The 25438-nt window shown below is 63.0% G+C and carries 24 protein-coding genes; 14 read left to right on the top strand and 10 right to left on the bottom strand.

The window, feature by feature from the left end:
• Positions 1-10: 10 nt before the first annotated feature.
• Both CUJ90_RS10155 and CUJ90_RS10150 read right to left on the bottom strand, forming a co-directional pair.
• Positions 11-541 (bottom strand): GAF domain-containing protein, encoded by a 531-nt coding sequence (locus CUJ90_RS10155; protein WP_073428028.1) that lies wholly within the window; start codon positions 539-541, stop codon positions 11-13.
• Positions 538-1947 carry an MFS transporter gene (locus CUJ90_RS10150; protein WP_083083818.1) on the bottom strand — a complete coding sequence of 470 codons (1410 nt, stop codon included), beginning with the start codon at positions 1945-1947 and terminating at the stop codon, positions 538-540. The genes CUJ90_RS10155 and CUJ90_RS10150 overlap by 4 nt, the downstream gene beginning before the upstream one ends.
• Positions 1948-2160: 213 nt before the next feature.
• On the opposite strand from CUJ90_RS10150, the gene CUJ90_RS10145 reads away from it, so the two are divergent.
• Complete coding sequence (locus CUJ90_RS10145) at positions 2161-3090, top strand: LysR family transcriptional regulator (protein WP_083083817.1); 930 nt, start codon at positions 2161-2163, stop codon at positions 3088-3090.
• Positions 3091-3143: 53 nt separating this feature from the next.
• Here the strand turns inward: CUJ90_RS10145 and CUJ90_RS10140 are convergent, their stop codons facing one another.
• The 3 genes from CUJ90_RS10140 to CUJ90_RS10130 form a co-directional block, all read right to left on the bottom strand.
• On the bottom strand, positions 3144-6281 hold the full coding sequence (locus CUJ90_RS10140; protein WP_114162617.1) for an efflux RND transporter permease subunit: 3138 nt from the start codon (positions 6279-6281) through the stop codon (positions 3144-3146).
• A complete protein-coding gene (locus tag CUJ90_RS10135) occupies positions 6278-7393 on the bottom strand; it encodes an efflux RND transporter periplasmic adaptor subunit (RefSeq protein ID WP_114162616.1) in 1116 nt (371 codons plus the stop codon). The genes CUJ90_RS10140 and CUJ90_RS10135 overlap by 4 nt, the downstream gene beginning before the upstream one ends.
• Positions 7394-7475: 82 nt before the next feature.
• Positions 7476-8093 carry a TetR/AcrR family transcriptional regulator gene (locus tag CUJ90_RS10130; protein WP_073428033.1) on the bottom strand — a complete coding sequence of 206 codons (618 nt, stop codon included), beginning with the start codon at positions 8091-8093 and terminating at the stop codon, positions 7476-7478.
• Between the two features lie 94 nt (positions 8094-8187).
• Here CUJ90_RS10130 and CUJ90_RS10125 point away from each other — a divergent pair, with 94 nt between their 5' ends.
• A complete protein-coding gene (locus CUJ90_RS10125) occupies positions 8188-9648 on the top strand; it encodes an efflux transporter outer membrane subunit (RefSeq protein WP_114162615.1) in 1461 nt (486 codons plus the stop codon).
• 199 nt (positions 9649-9847) lie between these two features.
• Positions 9848-10465, top strand: a complete 618-nt coding sequence (locus CUJ90_RS10120; protein ID WP_083083813.1) for a TetR/AcrR family transcriptional regulator — start codon at positions 9848-9850, stop codon at positions 10463-10465.
• A gap of 103 nt (positions 10466-10568) precedes the next feature.
• Here CUJ90_RS10120 and CUJ90_RS32630 read toward each other — a convergent pair whose 3' ends face one another.
• The 4 genes from CUJ90_RS32630 to CUJ90_RS10100 all read right to left on the bottom strand — a co-directional run bounded on the left by CUJ90_RS32630 (position 10569) and on the right by CUJ90_RS10100 (position 13307).
• Positions 10569-10763, bottom strand: coding sequence for a hypothetical protein (locus tag CUJ90_RS32630; protein ID WP_161553688.1), 195 nt, complete (start codon positions 10761-10763; stop codon positions 10569-10571).
• 21 nt (positions 10764-10784) lie between these two features.
• Positions 10785-11063 carry a muconolactone Delta-isomerase gene (gene catC, locus CUJ90_RS10110; protein ID WP_114162614.1) on the bottom strand — a complete coding sequence of 93 codons (279 nt, stop codon included), beginning with the start codon at positions 11061-11063 and terminating at the stop codon, positions 10785-10787.
• A gap of 87 nt (positions 11064-11150) precedes the next feature.
• Positions 11151-12278: a muconate/chloromuconate family cycloisomerase gene (locus tag CUJ90_RS10105; RefSeq protein ID WP_114162613.1), complete on the bottom strand. Its 1128-nt coding sequence runs from the start codon at positions 12276-12278 to the stop codon at positions 11151-11153.
• A gap of 105 nt (positions 12279-12383) precedes the next feature.
• On the bottom strand, positions 12384-13307 hold the full coding sequence (locus tag CUJ90_RS10100; RefSeq protein ID WP_114162612.1) for a LysR family transcriptional regulator: 924 nt from the start codon (positions 13305-13307) through the stop codon (positions 12384-12386).
• A 175-nt stretch (positions 13308-13482) separates the two neighbouring features.
• Here CUJ90_RS10100 and catA point away from each other — a divergent pair, with 175 nt between their 5' ends.
• From catA to benD, 5 genes are all read left to right on the top strand, one after another.
• On the top strand, positions 13483-14418 hold the full coding sequence (gene catA, locus CUJ90_RS10095) for a catechol 1,2-dioxygenase (RefSeq protein WP_114162611.1): 936 nt from the start codon (positions 13483-13485) through the stop codon (positions 14416-14418).
• Between the two features lie 113 nt (positions 14419-14531).
• The gene (locus CUJ90_RS10090) at positions 14532-15890 is read left to right on the top strand and encodes a Rieske 2Fe-2S domain-containing protein (RefSeq protein WP_114162610.1); all 1359 of its coding nucleotides are present in this window, start codon (positions 14532-14534) and stop codon (positions 15888-15890) included.
• Positions 15887-16375 (top strand): benzoate 1,2-dioxygenase small subunit, encoded by a 489-nt coding sequence (gene benB / locus CUJ90_RS10085; protein WP_114162609.1) that lies wholly within the window; start codon positions 15887-15889, stop codon positions 16373-16375. The genes CUJ90_RS10090 and benB overlap by 4 nt, the downstream gene beginning before the upstream one ends.
• Positions 16376-16418: 43 nt before the next feature.
• Complete coding sequence (benC, locus tag CUJ90_RS10080; protein WP_114162608.1) at positions 16419-17441, top strand: benzoate 1,2-dioxygenase electron transfer component BenC; 1023 nt, start codon at positions 16419-16421, stop codon at positions 17439-17441.
• Entirely contained in the window at positions 17438-18214 is a 777-nt protein-coding gene (gene benD, locus CUJ90_RS10075; protein WP_114162607.1) for a benzoate diol dehydrogenase BenD, read from the top strand. Before benC ends, benD begins: the two co-directional genes overlap by 4 nt.
• 70 nt (positions 18215-18284) lie before the next feature.
• Here the strand turns inward: benD and CUJ90_RS10070 are convergent, their stop codons facing one another.
• On the bottom strand, positions 18285-19676 hold the full coding sequence (locus CUJ90_RS10070; protein ID WP_114162606.1) for an aminotransferase-like domain-containing protein: 1392 nt from the start codon (positions 19674-19676) through the stop codon (positions 18285-18287).
• 385 nt (positions 19677-20061) lie between these two features.
• On the opposite strand from CUJ90_RS10070, the gene CUJ90_RS10065 reads away from it, so the two are divergent.
• Genes CUJ90_RS10065 through CUJ90_RS10040 form a run of 6 tightly spaced genes read left to right on the top strand, consistent with a single transcriptional unit; the run spans position 20062 to position 25425 of the window.
• The gene (locus tag CUJ90_RS10065; protein ID WP_073428045.1) at positions 20062-20544 is read left to right on the top strand and encodes an MSMEG_0572/Sll0783 family nitrogen starvation response protein; all 483 of its coding nucleotides are present in this window, start codon (positions 20062-20064) and stop codon (positions 20542-20544) included.
• Between the two features lie 20 nt (positions 20545-20564).
• Positions 20565-21602 (top strand): Nit6803 family nitrilase, encoded by a 1038-nt coding sequence (locus CUJ90_RS10060; protein ID WP_114163514.1) that lies wholly within the window; start codon positions 20565-20567, stop codon positions 21600-21602.
• Entirely contained in the window at positions 21583-22710 is a 1128-nt protein-coding gene (locus CUJ90_RS10055) for an MSMEG_0568 family radical SAM protein (RefSeq protein WP_073428118.1), read from the top strand. The genes CUJ90_RS10060 and CUJ90_RS10055 overlap by 20 nt, the downstream gene beginning before the upstream one ends.
• Positions 22711-22712: 2 nt before the next feature.
• A complete protein-coding gene (locus tag CUJ90_RS10050; RefSeq protein WP_073428046.1) occupies positions 22713-23276 on the top strand; it encodes an MSMEG_0567/Sll0786 family nitrogen starvation N-acetyltransferase in 564 nt (187 codons plus the stop codon).
• The gene (locus CUJ90_RS10045; protein WP_114162605.1) at positions 23273-24259 is read left to right on the top strand and encodes a sll0787 family AIR synthase-like protein; all 987 of its coding nucleotides are present in this window, start codon (positions 23273-23275) and stop codon (positions 24257-24259) included. Before CUJ90_RS10050 ends, CUJ90_RS10045 begins: the two co-directional genes overlap by 4 nt.
• Positions 24256-25425, top strand: a complete 1170-nt coding sequence (locus CUJ90_RS10040) for an MSMEG_0565 family glycosyltransferase (protein WP_114162604.1) — start codon at positions 24256-24258, stop codon at positions 25423-25425. Before CUJ90_RS10045 ends, CUJ90_RS10040 begins: the two co-directional genes overlap by 4 nt.
• The last annotated feature ends 13 nt before the right edge of the window (positions 25426-25438 follow it).

Below are 25438 nucleotides of genomic sequence, written 5' to 3'. Positions count from 1 at the left end.
CGGTTTCCTGTTAGAAGGTACGAGTGTTATTGACGTTGTCCGGACAGTTGGGTGTGTCAAGCAGCAACGCCGGAAGAGCGGCATGAGCCAGGCAACGGACCAGGTCGACGTGATGGTCGTCGTAGAATCCTTCGTCATGGAGAAGGTTCACGGTCGCTACGACCTGTTGCCGCCAACGTACCGGGAAATTCAGGATGCTTCCGCACCCAGCGGCGAAGATGGTGTCCGCGTCGGGATAGTTCGCGAGAATGTCGTTCCTCGACCTGCCAACGAACGGCTCACCGGTGCCAAGGACGGCACGCAGTCGAGGCGCCTGCGCGATGGACTTGTGCCCTCCGACCGGATATCTGTCGCCCATATTGCTGAATGCCCGCGTGACCGTGCCGCGTCGTTCGTTGACTGTCAGGACTGTCAGAAGCTTCCGGCCAACGAGGCTGTTCACCGCGCTGTCAAGCGCTTGCAGGGTGGCGCGCGGTTGTTCGACGCATGCGTGAGCCGACGCAATACCCGCCAGTTCCGCGAGTAGTTTTTCCGGCGTCATGCGTCGCCTCGGCGCACGTCTGCGAGCGACCCGCCCGGTGCCGGAGTGCCATCCCCGTGGGAGATTTCTTCAAGTGCCAGGCCTCGCGTTGGAACACCGAACACCAGCACGGTTAGCGCTCCAACGAGCAGTACGCAGGTCGTGACACCGAACACGCCAGCGAATCCGAGTACCGGATACATCATCCCGACCATGATGGGTGAGATGATGGCGCCAATGCGCCCGAAAGACGATGACGTACCCACGCCGGTTGCCCGAAGATAGGTCGGGAAAATCTCCGGCGTGTAGGCATAGATACCGCCGAACGTGCCGTTCATAAAGAACGATAGACAGATACCCGCGCAGGCAATCTGCCAGGGGGCGTTGGCAAATGCCATCCCAACGGCAGAGACGCCGCCGAGGACCATGTACCCCGCAATCGTGGCCTGTCTGCCAAAGCGTTCGTTGAGATATGCGGCCGACAGGTAGCCTGGAATCTGGGCGATATACATCAGCAGCGAGAATCCGAAGCTTCTGGTAATCGTCATGCCGTGCTGGACCAGCAGGCTGGGAATCCAGGTGAAGAAAGCGTAGTAACTGAAGGCGATGGCAAACCACATCGTCCACGACATTGCGGTCGTGCGCCGAAGCTTCCTGGACCAGATTGCTGCGAGGTTGCCAAAGAACGATGCCTGGACCGTGGGGGCTGCCGGCTTGAGGATGGATTCGGGCACCGGCTCGAACGAGCGCCCCTCTTTCAGCACCTGCGCCTCAATCCTGTCGAGAGTGGCGTTCGCTTCCTGGAGCCGACCGCGGCTCTCGAGCCACCGGGGCGATTCGGGAAGCGCGCGGCGCCACCACAGCAGAATGAAGATAGGCAGCGAGGTAATGACAACGACCACGCGCCAGCCATTCTCCATGTGAGGGATTATCAGGTTGCCCAGAATTGCCGAAATGACATATCCAATGGCAAAAAATCCGGCGAGCGCCCCGGTGAACGCGCCGCGATACTTGCGGGCGACGAATTCGGAAAGAAACGGCGCAACGATAGCGCTTTCGGCGCCAGCACCGAAGCCCGCAAAAATCCGGATCGCGTAGAACGCCTGCCAGTGGTCCACCTGCGAACTTATTAGCGACGCAACGCAGAAGATGACGAGCGCGGTCATCATCACAAACCGTCTGCCGAGCAGGTCACCACACAGCCCCGCCAGCAGCGCGCCGAAGAAGAAGCCCGTGTACGTACTGCTGGCAATCAGCCCGGTCTGGAAGGACGATAGCGACCATGCCTTGCTAATGGCAGGAAGAACGAACGCCATTGATGACGAGTCCATCGCATCAAAGGTATAGCCGAGTCCTCCCATGAAAAGCAGCTTTTTGTGAAAGCCGCAGAATGGTAAACGCTCGAGTCGCGCTGCGACGTTGGACATGCCTCATCTCCAGGTACTGCTCGAATCTCCGGGTGCGCCGGGTCCGAAAGAAATTCCAAAGCGGAAACCCGGCCTTCTCCAGGAAGAAAGAGCTTCCGACGTGTCGCACGGCACTGGTCCCTGCGCGCTTGATGTCATTAAACGAGGTCGGCTAATATGCGTCAAATGCGAAAAACAATTGTGGTCATGCGAAAATAGTTTAAGGAGAGCCGCGTGCTCAACGTGAAGGAACTGGAAGCCTTCAGGGCGTTCATCGAGTGCGGGTCGGTGACGCTGGCTGCAGACCGGCTGGGTCGAACGCAGCCCCAGGTGGGCAGGCTGCTGACGTCGCTCGAGGAATCGCTCGGCTTCGCGCTTTTCAGCCGCTCCGGAAAAAGGCTGCGCGCAACACCGGAGGGATGGCGGTTCTACAAGGAAGTGGACCGGGTCATGGGCGAACTGCAGTCGCTCAGTCGCTCGGCGGAGCAGATTCGCTCCGGTTCTTCTGACCACGTGCGCATCCTCACGGCCCCGCACGTGACAAAAGCGTTGGTCGCGCCAGCGTTGTCGTCGGTGGCGCGGGAGATACCGAACCTGACAGCCGAGGTTGCGTCTCGCGTGCGGCTCGATATCGAAACGTGGATTACGCAGGAGCAGTTCGACATTGGCGTTGGGATACTTCCCCTGGACAGCCCGGCGGTCGAGTCCGAACCATTTTTGCGGACATCCGTGGTCGTGGTCATGGCCGCGACGCATCCCCTGACCAGGCTGAAGGTCATTCAGCCAAAGCATCTGTACGACACGGCACTGGTGGCGACGCATTCCAGGTCGTTGTTGCGCCAGAGTCTGGACCGGATGTTTCGCGAGGAAAAGAGGAAGCCCGACATCCGCTTCGAGGCGACCAACGGACTCATTGCCTGCGAACTAGCGGCGCAAGGTCTCGGCGTCGCTCTGGCCGACCCGTTCGTCGCGCTTTCGAGTGGAGCGAGCGGCCTCGCGATGAAGCGACTTTCGGTGAAGATTCCGCTTGATTATGGATTTCTTTATCCGGTCGGGAAAAGTCGCTCGTTCGCCGTCCGTCGGCTGGCCGAAGCGGTAGTGCGGACAGCAAGGGACCGTCTGCCCGAAATTGGAGTGCCGGCGTCCGACTTCGAGTTCATCTAGCAGAAAATCGTCGACTCCTGCCTGTCCCACAGCATGCATGGCATGAGCGGTTCTTATCTCGAAGCGGCGGCCGGGTCCTCCAGCATCTGTTCCGCAGGCTGTGCCTGATCCTGCCGTTCTTTCCGACCGGCTGTATTGCCGGGCCTGATCTTGAACCAGATGGAATACATGGCCGGCAGGAACACGAGGGTCAGAATCGTGCCTGCGAAAGTGCCGCCGATCAGCGTGTAAGCGAGGGTTCCCCAGAACACGGAATGGGTCAGCGGGATGAATGCCAGGATCGCCGCCAGCGCGGTCAGGATCACCGGCCTGGCACGCTGCACGGTTGCTTCAACGAGTGCGTCGAACGGACCCAGGCCCGCCTGTTCGTTCTGGTGGATCTGGCCGATCAGTATCAACGTGTTGCGCATCAGGATTCCCGATAGCGCAATGAGGCCGACCAGCGCATTGATGCCGAAGGGTTGCCGGAAAAGAATCAGGGTGGGCACCACGCCGATCAGTCCCAATGGACTGGTCAGGAACACCATGACCATCGCGGAAATCGAGCGCACCTGGAAGATGATGATAAGCAGAGTGATCGCCAGCATGATGGGGAAGAGCGGCAGCATGGCGACCGTCGCCTTGCCCGATTCCTCGATGGAACCCGCCTCCTCGATGCGGTAGCCGCCCGGCAGCTTGTCCATGATCGGCTGAAGCTGCTTCGTGAGCGCCGTCGACACATCCGGCGGCTGCAAGCCATCGGCGATATCGCCCCGCACGGTGATCGTCGGCATCCGGTCGCGCCGGCGCATGATCGGCTCCTCCATGCGGACCTCGACCTTGCCGACCTGTGACAGCGGGATGCGCTGGCCGTTGGCGCCAGCCAGCGTAAAGTCGCCGATCCTGGCCGGATCGAGACGGACGTCGCCGGCCGAACGCGCCATGACCTGCACCGTTCGGATGTCCTCGCGCACGGTCGTGACGGGGGCGCCGGTCAGAAGGAATTGCAGTTGTTGCGCGACCGCGCTGGAGCTCAGTCCCACCGCCTGCAACCGGTCCTGCTGCAAGGTGAAGTGCAGCGTGGGCGTGCGCGTGCCCCAGTCGGCGTTGACCGTCCGCATCATCGGACTGGCCTCCAGCACCTGTTGAACCTTGGCCGCGATACCGCGTAGCTTGTCCGGGTCCGGACCCGTGACCCGATAGGCGACCGGGAACGGCGAATACGGGCCGAATACGAGTTGTGTGACGCGTACGCGCGCCTCGGACGCGAGACCGTCGGCGATCGCCTGGCGTAGTCGCTGCTTCAATGCGTCGCGCTCATCCTGGCTGTCCGTGCGCACCACGATCTTTGCAAACGACGGATCGGGCAGTTCCGGTCCCATCGCCAGATAGAAGCGCGGCGCGCCCTGGCCGACGTAGGCGGTGACGATCCGGGCCTCCTTCTGTCCGGCCAGCCAGGCTTCCACCTTCGCCGTGGCGGCGCTGGTTTGGGCGATGGACGTGCCATAGGGCATCTGCACCTCGACCAGTACTTCGGGACGGTCGGAGATCGGGAAGAACTGCTTCTTGACCACCGACATACCGAGTATGGCGGCGACAAAGAGCGCCACCACCGAACCGGCGACCAGCCATTTGCGCCCGATGACGCCCCTCAGCAGTCGACGGAAGCGGTTATAGCGCGGCGTGTCGTAGATCGCGCCGTGCCCGCCTTTGACCTTCTTGAAGTCGGGCAGCATCTTGACGCCCAGGTACGGCGTGAAAACCACCGCGACCACCCACGACGCGATCAGTGCGATGCCGACGATCCAGAACATGTTGCTGGTGTATTCGCCGGCGGTGGATCGGGCGAAGCCATTGGGCATGAAGCCGACCGCCGTGACCAGCGTGCCCGACAGCATGGGTGCAGCGGTATGGCTCCAGGCGTAGGCGGAGGCAGCGAGTCGGCTGTAACCCTCTTCCATCTTTATCACCATCATTTCGATGGCGATGATGGCGTCGTCCACCAGCAGGCCCAGCGCCAGGATCAACGACCCCAGGGTGATGCGGTCGAAGTTCTTTCCGGTCGCGGCCATCACCACGAAGACCACCGCCAGTGTCAGCGGCACGGCCGCGGCGACCACGAGGCCCACGCGCCAGCCCATGCTCACGAAGCTGACCAGCATGACCACCAGCAGGGCGGCGAAGAACTTGACCATGAACTCATCGACCGCCGAGCTGATGTTGACCGCCTGGTCCGTGACCTTGGTCAGGCCCATGCCCAGCGGCAGTTCGGCGTTGATCGCCCCGACCTCGCTGTCGAGCGCCTTGCCGAGATCAAGCCCGTTCCAGCCGTCGCGCATGACAATGCCCAGCAGCAGCGCGGGTTCCCCGCCGTTACGGATCATGAACGTCGCCGGATCTTCATAGCCCCGCTCGACGGTGGCAATGTCCGACAGCTTCAGCGTGCGACCCTGCGCCACCACCGGCGTGTCGCGGATCTTCTGCATTTCGTCGAAGGCGCCGTCCACGCGAACCAGTACCTCAGGGCCCCTGGTCTCCATGGAGCCGGCCGGCGTCAGCACATTCTGACCGTTGAGCGCGGCAAATACGTCCTGCGGGCTGACGCCCAGCGTTGCGAGACGGTCATGCGAAAACTCGACATAGATCCGCTCCGCCTGCTCGCCAATGATGTTCACCTTCTTCACGCCGGGCACGTGCAGCAACCGCTGGCGCAGCGTCTCGGCGTCGCGTACCAGCAGGCGCTGCGGTTCGCCCTTGGCCTTGAGCGCAAACAGCGCAAAAGTGACGTCCGCGTATTCGTCATTGACCATCGGCCCGATGACGCCAGGCGGAAGATTGGCCGCCTCGTCGCCGACCTTCTTGCGGGCCTGATAGAACTGCTCCTGCACTTCCGAAGGCGGTGTACTGTCGAGCAACGTCAAGGTCGTGAAGGCGAGGCCAGGTCTCGTGTAGGTTTCCGTCCGTTCATACCAGCGCAGTTCCTGCATGCGCTTTTCGATCTTTTCGGCGACCTGATCCTGCATTTCCTGCGCGGTGGCCCCAGGCCAGGCGGTGATGATGGTCATCACCTTGACCGTGAAGGCGGGATCTTCCGCCCGGCCGAGCTTGAAGAACGAGACGAGCCCCGCGAGCGAGATCAGGCAGATGAGGAACAGGGTGATGGAGCGCTCGCGTACGGCGAGCGCCGACAGGTTGAAACGGCCTTCGCTCACGGACGGGCTCCCTCGGTCGTAGCGGCGGCGGCATCGCCTGCCACCCGGACCTGCTCGCCGTCGCGCAGCAGATGCGCGCCGAGCGCGACGACCCGGTCGCCCTGGCTGAGCTGGCCGGCGACGCGTGCGCCATCGTCGTCGAGATGCTGGATCGCAACCGGCCGCCAGCCAACCTTTGCCGGCTCGCCGTTGATGACCCACACCCCCGGTCCCTTGCCCGCGTCGGACAGGGCGCCGATCGGCACCTGCAAGCCGCCTTGCGCGGAGGCATGTCCATCCGGAATCCGGATCGTGACCGTAGTGCCCAACGGTGCGTTGGCGAGCTCTCCGTCCAGCACATATCGCGCCTCGAACGTGCGGGTCAGGCGATCCGCCACATCCGAGAGCTGCCGCAGCGTGGCCGGAACGCTGACGCCTTCCTTGCCGAACAGCGTGGCTTGCGCGATCGAACCGGCCGCGGGGCGCAGGGTTTCGGGCAACTGGATAACGGCCTCACGGCGCCCGGCATGGGCGAGGCGCACCACGATCTGCCCCGCGTTGACGACCTGGCCGGGCTCGACCAGCGTTTCCATGACGACGCCATCGCCATCGGCTACGAGCTCCGCATAGCGGCTCGCATTCCGGGCGACGTCGGCCTGGGCCGCGGCTGCGCTGAGCTGGGCTTTGGCCGCGTCCGCCGCCGCCTTGACCTGGTCGTAGGCCGAAGCCGAGATCGCGCCGGTGCCGCGCAGGTCGCGATAGCGGGCTTCATCCTCCGCCGTCTGCTGGGCTCGCGCTCGCGCGGCCGCAACCGCCTCCTGCTGCGCCAGCGCAGCGAGCTTCAGATCGGCGGGGTCGATGCGCATGAGCGGCTGGCCGCGCTTGACGGCTTGCCCTGTATCCACGAGCCGCTCGAGCACCTTGCCGGAGACGCGAAACCCGAGGTCGCTCTGCACCCGGGCAGCTACGGTTCCCGTGAACGAACGCGACGCTGGGGTCGCGCTCTGGACAATGGCGACACGCACCATCGGCGCCTCGGTGCGCGGATCGGAGGGTGCTTTTGCGCCGCAAGCGACTAGCGCAAATGGCAAGGAACACACGACGGTGCAGGTGGCGAGGCGACGCGAGAGCATGAAAGTCCCATCGACGAAGTGATGACAGCTTTCATTATGGTTCTAGTGACTAATATAGTCAACAGTCACCAAAAGCTTTGCTTCAGGGTGACAGGCTGCGGAGCACCAGGCTTGCCAACTGCGCCGGCGCCTCCACCGTGTAATCGAAGCTGTGTTGCAGGATGAGCGGGTTGAGGTAGGGGCGCATGACCAGGTAGATTGCCATCGCGGTCTCGTCGAGCGGCGTCTTGCGCTCGAAGTCCCCGCTCTGCCGGCCTTCCTTCAGGATGTCCTGAAGCAGCTTCTGGATGCGCTCTTCATAGGCGAGCGTCGCCTGCCAGTGCTCCGTGGCTGCCGACGCGGCAATTTCGTAAAGCTTGCGGTCCTGCGAGAACAGGCGAAGGCTGGCCTCCACGATCGACTTGAACATGCGCCGCAGCTTCTCCGGTGGCCGGTCGGCCTCGTCAACGGCCGCTTTGACCTCGCTTTCGATCTCGCGCAGACAGTTCGCGCAGATCATTTCGCCAATCGCCTGCTTGGACTCGAAGAACTTGTAGATGTACGCCTTCGAAAAGCCGATGGCCTTGGCAAGGTCGGAGACGGTTGTCTTCTCGTAGCCAAAGCGGCTGAAGTGCTCGGTGGCCGCCGCCACGATCTGATCGCGCACGTCGTGGTCGGCGGGGCCGCGGGCGGAAACGGGATAGGTGATTGCACTTTTCATGGTTCGCAGCTTACCGCCGCTCTCAGGAATCGACAACAAGTGACTAATGTGTATTATAGTCACAATCACTTGTTCTCCTCGCCGGAAGAAACCCATGCTGCCAAAACGCATCCTTGCCATGCTCATCGTCGCCAGCCTCTCGGCAGGTTGCGCCGTCGGTCCGGATTACACCCGCCCAAACGTACCCATGCCCGAGCGATTCCTGGGACAGGCCGCGGTCGAGCAGCGGCAGGCGACGGCCACCGCCGATCTCGTGACATGGTGGACGGGGTTCAGCGATCCGCAACTGACACGATTCGTCGCGCTGGCGCTGGAGCAGAATCTCGACCTCGTGCAGGCATCCGCTCGCGTCGCGCAAGCGCGTGCGGGACTCGGGGCGGCGAATGCCGCGTTGCTGCCTTCCGGCAATCTCAGCGGCCAGGCCGCCCGAGCCTATCAATCCGTTGAAACGCCGCTGGGGCGGGTCTTGAACTCGACGCCGGGCTTCGACCGCTACGGCAACGCTTACGAAGCCAATCTTGGCGCGAGCTGGGAACTGGATGTGTTCGGAGGGCTGCGTCGTGGACGGGAAGCGGCGCTCGGCGAGTACCAGGCTTCGGAAGCGGGCGCAGCGGCCACGCGCCTGGCCGTGGCGGCACAGACCGCCGACACCTACATCAGCATCCGTGGCTTGCAAGCCCGTCTGGACGTTGCCCGGCGGCAGGTGCGGACCCAGCAGGATCTGCTCTCGACGATCAACCTTCTGTATGGCAAGGGCCTGGCGGCCGAGCTTCAGGTGAGGCAAGCCGAGGGAGCGCTTGCCCAGGTCCGGGCCTCCGTCCCCGTCCTCGAGACGGGCCTGGACGCGGCGATGAACGCATTGGACGTGATGCTGGGTGCGCAGCCCGGCACGCATCGCGCAGAGCTGGTCGGAGCTGGCGACATCCCGGCCGCCCCGCGGATGGCGGCCACCGGATCGCCAGGTGAACTGCTCAGGCGCCGGCCCGACCTGATCGTGGCTGAGCGGCGCCTCGCCGCATCGAATGCGCGCATTGGTGTCGCCATCGCCGAATACTACCCCAAGCTCTCGCTCAGTGGGCTGATCGGCAGCGCGACATCAGTGGCCAGCGGCAATCTGTTTTCAAGCGGCGCCAACCAGGCGGCCGGCGTGCTGGGGCTGCGCTGGCGTCTGTTCGACTTCGGCCGGATCAATGCGCAGATCGATCAGGCCAAGGGCCAGGAGGCCGAGATGCTGGCTGCGTATCGGCTCGCTGCACTACATGCAACCGAGGACGTGGAGAACGCCTTCTCGGCCCTGGTCAAGCGCGAGGAACAGGCTGCCGTGCTCACCCAGGGAGTGGACTCGCTCGGCCGCGCGCGAGCGGCCTCGTTTGCAGCCTATCAAAAAGGTGTCGTCAGTCTGATCGAAGTCCTGCAGGCCGACGAAAACCTGCTCCGTGCGTCGGATGAGCGCGCGCAGGCGCAAACCGAATCAGCACGTGCAGCGGTCGCTGCCTTCAAGGCACTCGGGGGAGGTTGGCAAGCCGGCGACCTGGAAGCAGTCGCAATCAGGTAGTAACCGTACGCGCCTGTAGCGCCAGGAGAGGGCATGAGATTTCGCCGTCTCCGTGATTCGATGGCCGTTGCCGGGGGCTCTGTTTCGCCCGTCTGTCGAAAGGTGCCTGCTGTTGCTTGCCGTCGCGCGACGGAACGCATCGTTCCGTCCGCGCCGCGCGCCGCACCGCTGATAACGCAATGACTCGATACCTTGCCGCATGCCACGTCAACGATTAAGCCGGGATGAAGCCCGCGAACAGACTCGCTCGCGCCTGCTCGACGCAGCGGCCCTGCGCATTGCAGGGAAAGGGCTCGCTGCGACCAGCGTGGAGGACATCGCCGCCCACGCCGGCTACACCCGCGGCGCGTTCTATTCGAACTTCGACAGCAAGAACGACCTGTTCCTCGAACTGCTCCGGCGCGATCATCAGAACGTGCAGGAAAACTTGCGCAAGCTGCTGGATGCAGACCCGCGCAGCGACGGGCTGCAAAAGCAGCTCACCTTGTTATACGCACAGCGTTATCGTGACGAGGGCAACTACATCATCTGGGCAGAGGCGCGTCTGCACGCCATGCGTGACGCGAAATTCCGGCAACGCATGAACGCCCTGTGCCTGGAAAAGCGCGATATGGTCGCGTCCTTCATCGAACATGTGCGCAAACGCGTCAATATGCAATCGCCAGGTCCTTGCACCGACTACGCGCTCGCCGCCATCGCGTTGATGGACGGCATCCTCTACTTCAACATGACCATGCCCAACGAACTGCCGACCGCTTCGGCCGAAGCGGTGCTGTGCAATGTCTTTGCAGAAATCTTCGGTTTGAAACCGCAATAGAAATAATCATCGCGGACTTTTTGGGTGTGCGGGAATTGCTTATATCGAGCCCCGCCTTGACCCGCAGGCGTAGCAAAGCGGTTCCAGCGCGTATCGGAAGAAGTTAGTGGCCTGGAGAACCTTCTGCACGTTCTTTTAGAACCAGAATGCCTTCGTGCAGAGCGGTACGAGGGGAAGAGAGCTTTTTTAAACGCTTGATGCCGTGCTTTCGAGAAATGAAGGTGGATTCACCCATGAAGCGTTTTTGAACATGCCGGACTTCGTAGGCCCGGAGTTCGAAATCATGTTGCATCGACATGAGTTCCAGCACCGCAGCGTATCAACAAATAGACGACGGATGATGAGCAAGCGCAGTCACCTTCATCGTCATATACGGAAACAGCGGCAGACCCGAAAGGATGGCGTGAAGTTCGTCATGTGATTCAACATCGAAGACGCTGTAGTTCGCATACTCACCCACCACGCGATGCAGTTGCCGCCACTTTCCTTGCCGTTGCAGTTCTTGCGAGTAAGCCTTCTCACGAGCCTTGATTTCATCGGCCTGAGCCGCGGGCATGTCGTGCGGCAGATGTACGTCCATCCTGACGAGGTAAAGCATGATTCCCTTCCTGAAATGCGACGTTCCAGTCAGCCGGACTGACAAGAGACGGTCGGAGTAATGGCTTCCAAGTTGAACGGCGCGTGCTCAGATTCCTTTGTCGCGACGGTAGAAGGCGAGCTTGTCTTCATCGATGTGGAGGCCGAGGCCGGGACCCTCTGGCATGTGAAGATCGAAGTCCCGATATTGCGGTCGCGCAGTAACGATGTCGTCTTTCAACAGCAGCGGTCCGAACAATTCAGTACCCCACGCAAGCTGCGCAAGAGCGCTGAATCCGTGCGCCGAAGCTATCGAGCCAATGCTGCCCTCGAGCATCGTGCCGCCGTACAGCGACACGCCAGCGGCATCCGCAATGGCTGCGGTACGCATCATTCCGTAAATTCCACCGGACTTCGCGATCTTCAATGCAAACACGTCCGCACATCCACCGCGCACGAGTTCGAGGGCGTCCTCCGGGCCGGTTACTGCTTCGTCGGCCATGATGGGCACGATGAAACGCGATGCGAGTCTCGCGAGCGCTGCGCGTTGCTCTCGCGGCGTGGGTTGCTCGATGAGGTCGATGCCGGCGGCTTCAAGCGCTTCGATTCCCAGCGCCGCGTCAACCTCGTTCCAGGCCTGATTCACGTCGACGGTGACCTTGGCACGGTCGCCGAGCGCGGCCTTGATTCTCGATACGTGCGCGACGTCATCACGAACGCTGCGCCGGCCGATCTTCAGCTTGAAAGTATGGTGGCGACGTTCCGCAAGCAGCGTTTCCGCTTCATCGATGTCGCATTGGGTATCGCCGCTTGCGAGCGTCCACAGGACCGGAAGCGTCTTGCGGACCGCGCCGCCAAGAAGCGTTGAAACCGGCACGCCCAGGCGCTTGCCCTGAGCGTCCAGCAAAGCCGTTTCAATGGCGCACTTGGCAAACCGGTTTCCGCGCGCAATCTTGTTCAGCTTGAGCATGGCGCTGTTGATGTTGGTCGCGTCTTGGCCAACGATTGCAGGTGCGAGATAAGTATCGATGGTCAGCTTGATGCCTTCGGGACTCTCGTCGCCGTACGACAGACCGCCGATCGTCGTGGCTTCGCCAAGACCCTCGATGCCGTCGCTCGAGCGCAGACGGACGATCACCAGGGTTTGTTGCTGCATCGTCGCCATGGCTAGCTGATGCGCGCGAATGGTTGGAAGATCAACCACAATCGCTTCGACGGAGGTGATTTGAGCGTTCATACCTGGAATGTTGGAGTGGAGGGCTTGCTGAAGTATTGCGTGCCCAATTACCCGATGTCCAACACCGTTGACGTCTAGTGCCATACCCACTGGGTATGGCGAATATCACCGCTCAGGATCGTTGCGAGGTGCGTGGGCGATCTGCTCCTCCTCGTACAGCCGATAGATGAGTTCAAGCATTTCCCGAATGTCCCGCGACTCGTCGAGCGCACGCATGCTCATGATGATCGGCGAAACCAGCGTCGGGTCGTCGAGTTCCTTGTAGCTCACATCGTCCCGCTTCAAACCGTACACGCTACTCGGAACGACAGAAATTCCTTCCCCCGCTGCCACGAGGCCCAGCGCGATCTGCAACTCTCGTACTTCATATATCCGCCGAGGCTTGAGGCCGCGGTCCTCGAATGCCGAGAGCACCTGGTCCGCATAACTGGGGCGCGGGGCCTTGGGGAAAATAATCAAGGTCTCGTTGACCAGGTCGCCGAGCGCAAGGACGGGCTTGGCTAGCGACAGCGAGTGCCCCTCGGGTAGGGCAACGATCATCTTCTCCTCGCGCAGAATCACCCGGCGGATGTGTGCGTCCTCGTGCCGGATACGGCCGAACCCGACGTCGATCCGACCGTCCTTCAGCGCTCGGATCTGATCCATCGTCGACATCTCATGGAGGCTGAGTTCGACTGTCGTGTTCTCATCGCGGAAGCGCCGGATGATTTTTGGCAGCATTCCGTACAACGTCGAACCCACGAAACCGACGGAGAGGCTGCGCTCGATGTTGCCCACGCGCCGCGTCATCGATTCGAGTTCGGACGTTTGGGCCAGCAACTGCACGGCATGAGCGTAGAAGAACTTGCCGGTCTCGGTGAGCTTCAGCGGACGCGAGTCGCGCTGGAATAGCTGCACTTCGAGAATCTCTTCGAGCTGCTGGATCTGACGGCTCAAAGGCGGTTGGGCCATGTTCAGCCGCTGTGCCGCGCGCGTGAAATTGCGTTCCTCGGCCACGGCGACGAAATAGCGAAGATGCCGCAGTTCCATTTCAATACCTCACGGATATAGACCGATACTAAATCAGTGTTGGACTGGGCATTCCAACGTCCACTATTCTGCATTTACACCCGGTTTCAGCGCCGATTATACCTCTCAGGCATATTCGAGCAGGCGCCGAACAAGGGGTTTACCCCGACCAGAAAATAGGGATTCAGGAGCAGACATGAGCGTCAAGGTATTCGATACGAAGGAAGTGCAGGACCTGCTGAAGGCCGCCGCCAACCTCGGAAGTCAGGACGGCAATGCGCGTGCAAAGCAGATTGTCGAGCGCCTGCTGGGCGACCTGTTCAGGGCCATTGACGACCTCGACATGACGCCCGATGAAATCTGGGCCGGCGTCCACTACTTCAACAAGCTCGGCCAGGACGGCGAAGCGGCGCTGCTTGCTGCTGGCCTCGGTCTGGAAAAATATCTCGACATTCGCATGGACGCGGAGGATAAGGCGGCTGAAATCATCGGCGGCACGCCGCGTACTATTGAAGGTCCGCTGTATGTCGCCGGTGCGCCTGTGCGCGACGGCATCTCGAAGATCGACATCGACCCGGATCAGGATGCGGGCCCGCTGGTTATCCGCGGCACCGTCACCGGCCCGGACGGCAAGCCCGTCGCGGGAGCGGTGGTCGAATGCTGGCACGCCAATTCAAAAGGCTTCTATTCGCACTTCGACCCGACCGGCGCGCAGAGCGAGTTCAATCTGCGCGGTGCGGTCAGCACGGGTGTCGACGGCAAGTACGAATTCCGCACGCTCATGCCGGTCGGCTATGGTTGCCCGCCGCATGGCGCGACCCAGCAACTGTTGAATGCGCTGGCTCGTCATGGCAACCGTCCGGCGCACGTGCACTTCTTCGTCACCACGGACAAGTACCGCAAGCTGACGACTCAAATCAACATCGAGGGCGACCCGCTGATTTGGGACGACTTCGCCTACGCCACCCGCGAGGATCTGATTCCGCATGTGGTGGAAAAGACCGGCGGCACGGCGCTGGGCATGAAGGCCGACGCGTACAGGGAAATCGAGTTCAACATCGCGTTGACTCCGCGAGTGCAGGGCAAGGATAACCAGCTTGTCAATCGCCTGCGTGCGTCCGCCACGGCGTAAGCGCACAACGCGGCTGCTACGTCGTACCGCTGCTGCCGCTCAATGCTCCGCAAGAATCCTTCGACACCGATGCGCGTGCTCCACGACCTGGAGCACGCGTAGGGAGAGCACACATGTCCGCCATTATCGACAAAGCCAGGCAACTGGATGAACTGCTGCACACCGCCGTTCAGGACGACAGGCAAAACGGTGTATTCCGTTGCCGCCGCGACATCTTCACGAACGCCGATTTGTTCGAGCTTGAGATGAAGCACATCTTCGAGAGCAACTGGGTCTATCTCGCCCATGAAAGCCAGATCCCCGACAACAACGACTACTACACCACCTGGATTGGCCGCCAGCCTGTCGTGATCACGCGCGACAAAAGCGGCGAACTGCACGCGGTCATCAACGCCTGCGCGCACAAGGGCGCGATGCTGTGCCGTAAAAAGCACGGCAACAAAGGCACCTTCACGTGTCCGTTCCACGGCTGGAGCTTCGCCAACACCGGCAAGCTGCTGAAAGTGAAAGACGTGAAGACCACCGAGTACCCGGTTCAATTCAATACCCACGGCTCGCACGACCTGAAGAAAGTCGCACGCTTCCAGAGCTATCGCGGCTTTCTGTTCGGCAGCCTCGACGCGGACGCGATTCCACTGGAGAACTACCTCGGCGAGACCAGGGTCGTCATCGACCAGATCGTTGACCAGGCCCCGGACGGTCTGGAAGTGTTGCGCGGCAATTCATCCTACGTCTACGACGGCAACTGGAAGATGCAGATGGAGAACGGCTGCGACGGCTACCACGTCAGCACCGTGCACTGGAACTACGCTGCGACGATGGACCGGCGCAAGGCCGACGGCACCAAGGCCGTGGACGCGAATGGCTGGAGCAAGTCGATAGCCGGCGTGTACGGGTTCGACCACGGCCACATCCTGCTGTGGACCAGGACGATGAACCCGGAAGTGCGACCGGTCCATCGATACCGCGACGAAATCAAGGCACGCGTTGGCGACGTGAAGGCGGACTTCATCGTCAATCAGACACGGAATCTTTGCCTGTATCCGAACGTGTTCCTGATGGACCAGTTCAGCACCCAGATTCGCGTGGTACGTCCGATCAGCGTGGACAAGACCGAAGTCAGCATCTTCTGTTTCGCGCCGAAGGGCGAGAGCGCAGCCGAGCGGGCGACCCGCATTCGCCAGTACGAAGACTTCTTCAACGTCTCGGGCATGGGCACCGCGGACGACCTCGAAGAGTTTCGCGCCTGCCAGGCTGGCTATGCCGGCACTACTGCGTTGTGGAACGACCTTTCGCGCGGGGCGCCGTTGTGGGTCGAAGGTCCCGACGCCAACGCGAAAAGCATGGGCATGAAGCCGCTGATCTCGGGCGAGCGAAGCGAGGACGAAGGCCTGTTCGTGTGTCAGCACGAATACTGGGTGCGCGTGATGAGCGACGCACTCAAAAAGGAACACGGGGAGGCCCTGGCATGAGCTTCGATTACCAGACGATTTGCGCCGCGCTGTTCCGCGAAGCGCGCCTGCTCGACGACCGTCGATGGGACGACTGGCTTGCCTGTTATACCGGGGACGTCACCTACTGGATGCCGGCGTGGGACGACGACGACCAGCTTACCGACGACCACGAGAGTCAGATTTCGCTGATGTATTACCCGAACCGTGGCGGCCTGGAAGACCGGGTGTTCCGTATCAAGACCGAACGCAGCGGCGCGTCGATGCCTGAACCGCGAACCAGTCACAACGTCATCAACGTGGAAGTGCTGGCCGAGCGCGAGAACGAAGTGGACGTGCGCTACAACTTCAACACGCTCAGCCACCGTTACAAAACCACCGACCAGTTCTTCGGCACGATGTTCGTCACGCTGCGAAAGGTCGGCGATGAACTGTTGATTTCCCGCAAGCGAATTGTGCTTAAGGACGACTACATCCGCCAGGTACTCGACGTCTATCACGTTTGAGCGCAAACCCTGCGGAAATGAGAAGAGAAGACCAGGAGGCAAGATGTCCAGCTACAACATTGCACTGAATTTCGAAGACGGCGTGACCCGCTTCGTGACATGCAAGGCGGGCGAAAAGGTACTCGATGCCGCCTTTCGCGCAAAGATCAACCTGCCGATGGATTGCTCCGATGGCGTGTGCGGCACCTGCAAGTGCCGAGCCGAGAGCGGACGCTACGACCTGGGCGACGATTACATCGAAGATGCGCTGACCGAAGACGAGAAGGAAGGCGGTCTCGTACTCACGTGCCAGATGGTGCCGGAAAGCGATTGTGTCATTGCGGTGCCGGCGTCTTCCGTCGCATGCAAGACCGGGCAAGGCAGGTTCGCCGCGACCGTATCGAAGGTCGAAGCGCACAACGACGCGGCCATCGTGCTCGAACTCGATGTGGAGGCGACCGCGCCGGTGTTCCTGCCGGGCCAGTACGTCAACATCGACGTTCCTGGCAGCGGTCAGCACCGTTCATATTCTTTTTCGTCGGCGCCGGGCGAATCGAAAGTCAGTTTTCTGATCAAGAAAATTTCGGGTGGCGTGATGAGCACCTGGCTCGAATCCGCGCAAGCCGGCAACAAGGTGGAACTGACCGGACCGCTCGGCAGCTTCTATCTGCGCGCTGTGGAGCGGCCATTGCTGTTCCTCGCGGGCGGCACCGGGCTGGCACCGTTCCTGTCGATGCTCGAAGTGCTGGCCCGTGCGAAGTCGCAGCAAAAAGTCCATCTGATTTACGGCGTGACGCGAGACCTCGATCTCGTGCAGGTCGAGGCAATCGACGGGTACGTGGCGAAGCTGCCGAACTTCACTTACAGCACCGTCGTGGCCGACACGGATTCGACCCATCCCCGCAAGGGTTGGGTCACGCAGCACATGCCGGCGGAGGCCGTCAACGATGGCGACGTGGACGTGTACCTGTGCGGGCCGCCGCCGATGGTCGATGCGGTGCGTCAGCATTTCGACGCCAACGGCGTGAAGCCCAACAGCTTCCACTACGAGAAGTTCACGCCTAACGCGGCACCGAGGGCGGCATGAGCACGCAACGGTTTGCCGGCAAGGTGATGGTGGTCACCGGCGCCGCACAGGGCATCGGTCGCGCGGTCGCGCTTCGCGCCGCGGCCGAAGGCGGCAAGGTGCTGTTCGTCGACCGCGCCGACTTCGTCTCCGAGGTCGCCGCCGAAGCGAGCGGCGCGGACACGGCCGGCTTCGTTGCCGACCTCGAGACGTACGACGGCGCGGCATCGGCGATGGCCTTTGCAGTGCGCAAGTTTGGCGGCATCGATATTCTGGTCAACGGTGTGGGCGGCGCGATTCGCATGCGTCCGTTCGCCGAGTTCGAACCGGCGCAGATCGACGCGGAAATCCGCCGCTCCCTGATGCCGACGTTGTACGCCTGCCATGCCGTGTTGCCGCATCTGCTCGCGCGTGGCGGCGGGACGATCGTCAATGTCTCATCGAATGCGACGCGGGGTATCCGCCGCGTACCGTATTCGGCGGCCAAGGGCGGCGTCAACGCGATTACGCAGTCGCTCGCGATGGAATACGCGGAGCACAACATCCGCGTGGTTGCGACCGCGCCGGGCGGGACCGATGCGCCTCCGCGACGCGTCCCGCGCAACACGGCCGGCGATAGCGAGCAGGAGAGGATCTGGATGAGCGAAGCGGTCAGGCAGGTCATCGAATCGACCTTCTTCAAACGCTATGGGAGCATCGAGGAGCAGGCCGCGCCGATTCTGTTCCTCGCTTCGGACGAGGCGGGCTACATCACCGGGACCGTGTTGCCAGTCGCCGGAGGCGACAACGGCTAGCGCTTGCGGACACGCCCTGCGCTTAACGTCCCACGGTAGTGCCGTGTGCGCCGAAGATCGACATGACCGCCTACATCATCGGCATATGCAGATGATGCGGGTCGTTCAGCGTCTCCGCGACGCGTTGCAACGCGTCGCGGCAATCGTCGCGATCTTGCGGCCCGCCGAGGCACACGCGGATAGCGTTGGGCGGATTGCCGTCCGTCGAGAACGCGGCGCCCGCCACCACGCCGACGCCCTGATTGCGCAGTTGCAACGCCAGCTCGGGTGCGCTCCAGTTGCATTGCGCCGGAATGGGCAGCCACAGGTGAAAGCCGTCGACATGCGCGTCGTAGCGCAATTCAGCGAGTTCCTGTGCGGCGATCGCCTGGCGCGCATTGGCCTCCACGCGAATCGCGTCGAGCATCTCGTGCGCGGTGCCGTCGTTGACCCATTGCGTCGCCAGCATCGCCGTGAATGGACTGGGCATGACCGTCGTCGCGCGTAACGCGCCGGCAATGCGTTGCGTTTGCCGCGCGGTCGGCGCGCGCAGATAGGCGACGCGCAAACCGGCGCCGAGCGTCTTCGAAAAGCCGGTGACGTGATAGGTCAACTCGGGCGCGAGCGCGGCAAGCGCGATGGGCTTTTTCGCCGGCAGCCAGCCGTAGGCGTCGTCTTCGATGATGGGCACGCTATAGCGCAACGCGACGTCGGCGAGCGCTTCGCGGCGTTGACCCGGCAACGTGAGCGTGCTCGGATTCTGCAGCGTCGGATTGCAATAGAACGCGCCGGGTTTTTCGCTCTTGCACAGCGCTTCGAATGCATGAGGCAGTGGCCCTTCGTCATCGCGCGGCAGCGGTTGCAGGCGCACGCCGAGTTGCGACGCGATCGCCTTGATGCCGGGATACGCGAGCGTGTCGAGGCAGATCGTCTCGCCGCGGCGCGCGAGTTGCGAGACGAGCGCAACGAGCGCGCTATGAATGCCGGGGCAGACGAGCACGGTATCGTCCGTGCAGTCGGGCAGACGCTCTTTCAGCCAGGCGCGGCCCGCCGCGCGATCGTCGGGCGTGCCGCCGAAATCCTGATAGCGCAGCAGGCGGTACGGATCGGCGTGCGCGAACAGACTCGCTGCCGACTCGCGCAGACGCGCTGCGAGCTCGGGCGGTTCGGGCGGCATGTTCATCGACATCTCGACACTGCTGCCGCCCGCGAGCGGCAACGTTTGGGTTCGGCCGCGCACGAAGGTGCCGCTGCCGGCGCGCGCGTCGAGCAGGCCGCGCTTGCGCGCTTCGGCATAGGCGCGCGCGACGGTCGTGTAGTTCAGTTGCAGCGCGGCCGCCAGATCGCGCAGACCCGGCAGACGGTCACGCGGACGCAGACGCCCGCTCGCGAGATCTTCCTCGATCAGATCAGGAATCACCAGATAAGCCGGTTTGCGGCTTTCGGTTAATCGCTTGAGCCAGTGATGCGTGAGGCTGTCCATGCTAAACATTCCTTATTGGCGTCGCTCGAAAGTAGCACGCGGTTCGCAATAGAAATAAATCATTTTTCATTCAACCTGAGAGTTGATCGCATTGATTGGATGAATGCACGCTTTCGGGGTTTGCCGCACCATGCGCACGCATGAACAGGTCTTGCGCTGCGCTGACAGGGTGCGCGGCCGCCTTGCGCGATTCGGCGCAAAGTCCCGTCGAACAAGGCATGCGAAATTTTTTTCGGGTCGCTCGAACAATCGCTCTTTGAATGATTGGAAGTTGATTGCACGTTTCGGGCCGGATATTGGCATATCCATTGCGTTATTGAATTCGCCAGCCGGCCATTTTCCGGCGGGCAAATACGATCAATTACGCGACTTATTGGAGAGTGATATGCCCGCCGTCAATAAACCTCTGCATCAGAAAGGCGATTTTCTGGTCGATTACGAAGAGAAGGTGTTCCCCGACGTCAAAGCCGAACCCGGCGAAAAGGCGCTGGTGACGTTTCACACCGTCGCGTTCGAAGGCTCGATCGGTTTCGTCAATCTGTTGCAGGCCACGCGCCTGCAACGCAAGGGCTTCGATACGTCGGTGCTGCTGTACGGGCCGGGCGTCACGCTCGGTCTGCAACGCGGCTTTCCGACGCTCGGCGACGAAGCCTTTCCGGGTCATCTGAACTTCAACAAGCAGCTCGTGAAGTTCATGGAAGAGGGCGGCAAGGTGTACGCCTGCCGCTTCGCATTGCAGGCGCTGTACGGTCATGGCGAAGCGTCGCTGATCGAAGGCATCCGTCCGGTCAGTCCGCTCGACGTGCTCGATATCCAGCTTCTCCATCGCAAGGAGAACGCGCTGATCATCCACACGTGGACCGTTTGAGCGCGGGCCGGGTGCCGATCATGTCCGACCAGCGAATCATCCGAGCGGCCGCGGTGCAGATCGCGCCGGAGTTCGATCGTCCCGGCGGCACGCTCGACAAGGTGTGCGCCGCGATCGACGAAGCCGCGTCCAAAGGCGTACAGCTGATCGTCTTTCCCGAGACGTTCGTGCCGTACTACCCGTACTTTTCGTTCGTGCTTCCGCCCGTCGCGTCGGGCGCCGATCACATGCGGCTGTATGAACAGGCCGTCGTCGTGCCGGGGCCCGTCACGCAGGCGGTAGCCGAACGGGCGCGCCGTCACGCGATGGTGGTGGTGCTCGGCGTGAACGAGCGCGATCACGGCAGCCTGTACAACACGCAACTCGTGTTCGACGTCGACGGTCGCCTCGTGCTCAAACGCCGCAAGCTCACGCCGACTTTTCACGAGCGGATGATCTGGGGCCAGGGGGACGCGGCGGGACTGAAGGTCGCGCATACGGGTATAGCACGCGTCGGCGCGCTCGCCTGCTGGGAGCACTACAACCCGCTCGCGCGCTATGCGTTGATGACGCAGCACGAAGAGATCCATTGCAGCCAGTTCCCCGGTTCGCTCGTCGGGCCGATCTTCGCCGAGCAGATCGAAGTCACGATTCGTCATCACGCGCTCGAATCGGGCTGCTTCGTCGTCAACTCGACGGGCTGGCTGAGCGAGGCGCAGATCGATTCGGTGACGAGCGATCCAAAGCTGCAAAAGGCGCTGCGCGGCGGCTGTCATACCGCGATCGTGTCGCCGGAAGGACAGCATCTCGCCGAGCCCTTGCGCGAAGGCGAAGGGATGGTGGTCGCCGATCTCGACATGTCGCTCATCACGAAGCGCAAACGGATGATGGACTCGGTCGGCCATTACGCGCGGCCCGAGTTGTTGAGCCTTGCGATCAACGATCGTCCCGCGACCCCGGTCGCGCCGATGAACACGGCGTTCGAGCGATTCAGCGCCGACGCCGCTTTCGATACCACGAGTGGAGGTCAGGATGAATACCAGCGCGAATCCGCCGGCCATGAGCCGGCGGTCGAGTGAAGTGGGAACCGAACGGCACCGGCAGATGACGCAACTGCGCACCGAGTTGCAGTCCGCGGGTTTGCGTCTGGTCGATCCGAACGCGGGCGTCGCGAGCCGGCGCGGCGGCGCGGGGCCGTCGGATCACAAGGCGGTCACCGTCGACGGCGTGACGATCATGGTGCCGGTGCATACGAGTTCGGCGTGGAACTCGCCGTTCGTCGCCAGTGCGCCGGATGAAGCGGGCGCGAGCGCGCTGCTGCGCGGCACGATACCGATCGCGGACATCAGCTTTCCGAAGGCGCCGCGCTTCACGCGCTTGCAAACGCTGGACGGCGTGCCGTACTCGCACATCGCCACGCTGCACGGCACCGACGTGCTCGCGACGACCGTGCTGCAAACCTGCATCCGTTACGAAAGCCGCCGCAAGACCTGCAAGTTCTGCGCAATCGGCCAGTCGCTCGCGGCGGGCCGCACGATTGCGCGCAAGACGCCTGAACAACTCGCCGAAGTCGCGCGCGCGGCCGTGCTGCTCGACGGCGTCAAGCACATGGTGCTGACGACGGGCACGCCGCCGACGAGCGATCGCGGCGCGCGGATCCTCTGCGAAAGCGCGTTCGCGATCAAGGCCGCTGTCGATCTGCCGATCCAGGCGCAATGCGAGCCGCCCGACGACGACCGCTGGTTCGAGCGGATGAAAGCGAGCGGCATCGATACGCTCGGCATGCATCTGGAAGTGGTGACGCCCGCCGTGCGCGAACGCGTGATGCCCGGCAAGGCGAGCGTGCCCGTGTCGCGTTATAGGGAGGCGTTCAAGGCGGCCGTCGCGGTGTTCGGCAGCGGGCAGGTGAGCACGTACATTCTCGCCGGACTGGGCGACACCGCCGACGCGATCCTGTCGATCTCGCGTGAACTGATTGCGCTCGGCGTCTATCCGTTCGTCGTGCCGTTCGTGCCGATCAGCGGCACGCCGCTCGAAGACCATCCCGCGCCGACGCCGGCGTTCATGAAGTCGGTGCTGGTTCCGCTCGGTGCGATGCTGCGCGACGCGCGGATGCGTTCCGCCGACATCAAGGCGGGCTGCGGCAAATGCGGCGCATGTTCGTCGCTGGCATCGTACGAGGAGTAGCCATGTTCTGCGAAGCCGTCGATGAACTGGACGCCTTGCCGCTTGCGTTCACGCCTGCGGAGTACCGCGTGAAATGGGCGACGCTGCCGTGGGAAAGCAACGAGGCTTATGTGCTGCGGCGCGCGGTGTTTTGCGTGGAGCAGGGCATCTTCGCCGGCGACGACCGCGATGAAATCGACGCTCGCGCGAAGCTGCTGGTCGCGCTGAGTTGCATCGCGGGCGTGCCGGAGCAGGTCGTCGGCACCGTACGGATTCACGAGACCGAGCCGCATGTGTGGCTGGGCTCGCGGCTCGCGGTGCATGCGGCGTTCCGCTCGCACGGCAAGCTCGGCTCGACGCTGATCCGGCTCGCCGTGAGCAGCGCGCACGCGCTCGGTTGCGAGACTTTTCTTGCGCATGTGCAAAGCCAGAATGTGCCGTTGTTCCGGCGTCTGCATTGGCAATCGGTGGGCGAGGAGATGCTGTTCGGCCGTGCGCATCGTCTGATGGAAGCGGACCTCGCGCACTATCCGCCGTGCTTTACGCCGGAGAGCGGGCTCGTCACGTCGTCGCGGGGCCGCTCATGAGCATCGCTTCGCTCGTTGAACGGCTAAGGGCAAGCCGCGGCTTCCGGCATAAGACCGATATTGCGGGCGTCGTCGCGTCGTTGGCGCAGCGCCTGCCGCACGGCGTGCGCGATCTCGCGCAGGCGGTCGCGCTCGGCGACGACTGCGCGGCGATCCGTGACGGCGACGGCTACCTGCTCTTCGCGATCGAAGGGCTGGTGAGCGATTTCGTCGAAGCCATGCCGTGGTTCGCGGGCTACAGCAGCGTGATGGTCAACATCAGCGACGTGTATGCGATGGGCGGCCGGCCGCTTGCCGTCGTCGATGCGCTGTGGAGCGACGGCCTCGGCGCGGCCGAAGAAGTGCTGGCCGGCATGGCGGCGGCGTCGCTTGCCTACGGCGTGCCGGTGGTGGGCGGGCATAGCAATACGCGCAGCGCGCAGCCGCAACTCGCGGTGTCGATCGTGGGCCGGGCGCGCGCGTTGCTGTCGAGCTTCAAGGCGCGCGCAGGCGATCGGCTCGTGATGGCCGTCGATCTGCGAGGCCGCTTCGAAGACCCGTACCCGTTCTGGAACGCCTCGGTCGGCGCGCCGTCGCAGCGCTTGCGCGACGATCTCGAGCTGCTGCCCGCGCTCGCGGAAAGCGGCCTGTGCGATGCCGCGAAGGACATCAGCATGGCCGGCGTGCTGGGCACGTCGTTGATGCTGCTCGAATGTTCGGCGATGGGCGCGCGAATCGATCTCGACGCGATTCCACGATCGCCGGGCGTCGACTTCGAGCGCTGGCTCAGCGCGTTTCCGAGCTTCGGCTTCGTGCTGTCGGTGCGCGCGGAACACGTCGACGAAGTGCTCGCGCGCTTCGTTGCACGCGATCTGGCGTGCGCGGTGATCGGCGAAGTCGACGCATCGCGCGAAGTGGTGCTCACTCAGCGCGGCGACGCGGCGCTGCTCTGGAATTTCGGCGACGGGCCGTTCATCGGCGCGCCTTCGGGAGCGTGCGCATGAAGACACGTCCCCTTCGAATCGCGCTCTTCACGCACTCGGTGAACCCGCGCGGCGGCGTCGTGCACACGCTCGAACTTGCGCGCGCATTGCATGACGCGGGGCATCGCGTGACGATCTTCGCGCCGTCGGTGGGCGGGGCCGCGATGTTCCGGGCGTCGCCGTGCCGGATCGTGCTCGCTCGGGTCGCTGGCAACGCGAGCGACACGGTATCGATGGTGCGGACGCGTATCGATGCGTTGAAGGCCGCGTTGCTGGCCAGCGATCCGGCGAGCTTCGACGTTCTCCACGCGCAGGACAGCATCAGCGGCAACGCGCTCGCCGAACTTCGGCATGACGGCGCGATACGCGGGTTCGTGCGAACGGTCCACCATCTCGACGACTTCGCCGTGCCGCGCCTCGCCGAATGGCAGCGGCGCGCGTATGCCGATGCTGACGCCGTTTATTGCGTCAGCGATGCGTGGACGCGCCGGATGCAGCGCGCCTTCGGCGTGAACGCGGTGACCGTGACGAACGGCGTCGATTTAACGCGCTTAACGGCAAAACGTGACGCCACCGACACGGCCTTGCTCGCAAGATTCGGCATGGTCGGCGCGCCCGTCGTGCTGGCGGTCGGCGGCATCGAGGAACGCAAGAACACACTGCAACTGCTCGAAGCGTTCGCGTTGCTCAGGCAGACGCATGCCGATGCGCAACTCGTCGTGGCGGGCGGCGCGAGTCTTCTGGATCACGACGCCTATGGCCGGCGGTTTTTCGAACGCGCGGCGGCGCTGAATCTTGCGCTTGGCGCGGGCTGTCCGATCGTCGTCACCGGCCCGCTCGACGACGAGGTCATGCCCGCGCTCCTGCGCCGCGCGGATGTCGTCTCGATGGTGTCGTTGCGCGAGGGTTTCGGGCTGGTCGTGCTGGAAGCGCTCGCGTCGGGCGCGCCGGTTGTCGTCTCGCGCATCGCGCCGTTCATCGAGTACCTCGATGAACGCGTCTGCTGCTGGGCGCAGCCTGACGACGCGCGCAGCATCGCCGGCGCGTTGTGCCGTTCGCTCGATGCGCGCGGCGGCATCGATTTCGCCCACGCGGTCCCTGAGTTGTTGCAGCGCTTCAGCTGGACCGCGAGCGCCCGCCGTCACATCGCGTTGTACCGGCGGCAACTGCAACCCGCTCCCGTCTGAACCCTTCACTCAT

The organism is Paraburkholderia terricola (assembly GCF_003330825.1).
Classification (GTDB): Bacteria; Pseudomonadota; Gammaproteobacteria; order Burkholderiales; family Burkholderiaceae; genus Paraburkholderia; species Paraburkholderia terricola.
Note: the sequence above shows the minus strand (reverse complement) of the source record. Positions and strands in the feature narration are given on the sequence as shown.

What these genes read in the sequence shown, in the direction of transcription:
- CUJ90_RS10105 (WP_114162613.1), bottom strand. Translation starts at nt 12,278, where the DNA reads ATGAACGCTCAAATCACCTCCGTCGAAGCGATTGTGGTTGATCTTCCA.
- CUJ90_RS32630 (WP_161553688.1), bottom strand. Translation starts at nt 10,763, where the DNA reads ATGTCGATGCAACATGATTTCGAACTCCGGGCCTACGAAGTCCGGCAT.
- CUJ90_RS10120 (WP_083083813.1), top strand. Translation starts at nt 9,848, where the DNA reads ATGCCACGTCAACGATTAAGCCGGGATGAAGCCCGCGAACAGACTCGC.
- CUJ90_RS10125 (WP_114162615.1), top strand. Translation starts at nt 8,188, where the DNA reads ATGCTGCCAAAACGCATCCTTGCCATGCTCATCGTCGCCAGCCTCTCG.
- CUJ90_RS10045 (WP_114162605.1), top strand. Translation starts at nt 23,273, where the DNA reads ATGAGCATCGCTTCGCTCGTTGAACGGCTAAGGGCAAGCCGCGGCTTC.
- CUJ90_RS10050 (WP_073428046.1), top strand. Translation starts at nt 22,713, where the DNA reads ATGTTCTGCGAAGCCGTCGATGAACTGGACGCCTTGCCGCTTGCGTTC.
- CUJ90_RS10090 (WP_114162610.1), top strand. Translation starts at nt 14,532, where the DNA reads ATGTCCGCCATTATCGACAAAGCCAGGCAACTGGATGAACTGCTGCAC.
- benB (WP_114162609.1), top strand. Translation starts at nt 15,887, where the DNA reads ATGAGCTTCGATTACCAGACGATTTGCGCCGCGCTGTTCCGCGAAGCG.
- CUJ90_RS10150 (WP_083083818.1), bottom strand. Translation starts at nt 1,947, where the DNA reads ATGTCCAACGTCGCAGCGCGACTCGAGCGTTTACCATTCTGCGGCTTT.
- benC (WP_114162608.1), top strand. Translation starts at nt 16,419, where the DNA reads ATGTCCAGCTACAACATTGCACTGAATTTCGAAGACGGCGTGACCCGC.
- CUJ90_RS10060 (WP_114163514.1), top strand. Translation starts at nt 20,565, where the DNA reads ATGTCCGACCAGCGAATCATCCGAGCGGCCGCGGTGCAGATCGCGCCG.
- catA (WP_114162611.1), top strand. Translation starts at nt 13,483, where the DNA reads ATGAGCGTCAAGGTATTCGATACGAAGGAAGTGCAGGACCTGCTGAAG.
- benD (WP_114162607.1), top strand. Translation starts at nt 17,438, where the DNA reads ATGAGCACGCAACGGTTTGCCGGCAAGGTGATGGTGGTCACCGGCGCC.
- CUJ90_RS10130 (WP_073428033.1), bottom strand. Translation starts at nt 8,093, where the DNA reads ATGAAAAGTGCAATCACCTATCCCGTTTCCGCCCGCGGCCCCGCCGAC.
- CUJ90_RS10135 (WP_114162616.1), bottom strand. Translation starts at nt 7,393, where the DNA reads ATGCTCTCGCGTCGCCTCGCCACCTGCACCGTCGTGTGTTCCTTGCCA.
- CUJ90_RS10100 (WP_114162612.1), bottom strand. Translation starts at nt 13,307, where the DNA reads ATGGAACTGCGGCATCTTCGCTATTTCGTCGCCGTGGCCGAGGAACGC.
- CUJ90_RS10070 (WP_114162606.1), bottom strand. Translation starts at nt 19,676, where the DNA reads ATGGACAGCCTCACGCATCACTGGCTCAAGCGATTAACCGAAAGCCGC.
- CUJ90_RS10040 (WP_114162604.1), top strand. Translation starts at nt 24,256, where the DNA reads ATGAAGACACGTCCCCTTCGAATCGCGCTCTTCACGCACTCGGTGAAC.
- catC (WP_114162614.1), bottom strand. Translation starts at nt 11,063, where the DNA reads ATGCTTTACCTCGTCAGGATGGACGTACATCTGCCGCACGACATGCCC.
- CUJ90_RS10155 (WP_073428028.1), bottom strand. Translation starts at nt 541, where the DNA reads ATGACGCCGGAAAAACTACTCGCGGAACTGGCGGGTATTGCGTCGGCT.
- CUJ90_RS10055 (WP_073428118.1), top strand. Translation starts at nt 21,583, where the DNA reads ATGAGCCGGCGGTCGAGTGAAGTGGGAACCGAACGGCACCGGCAGATG.
- CUJ90_RS10065 (WP_073428045.1), top strand. Translation starts at nt 20,062, where the DNA reads ATGCCCGCCGTCAATAAACCTCTGCATCAGAAAGGCGATTTTCTGGTC.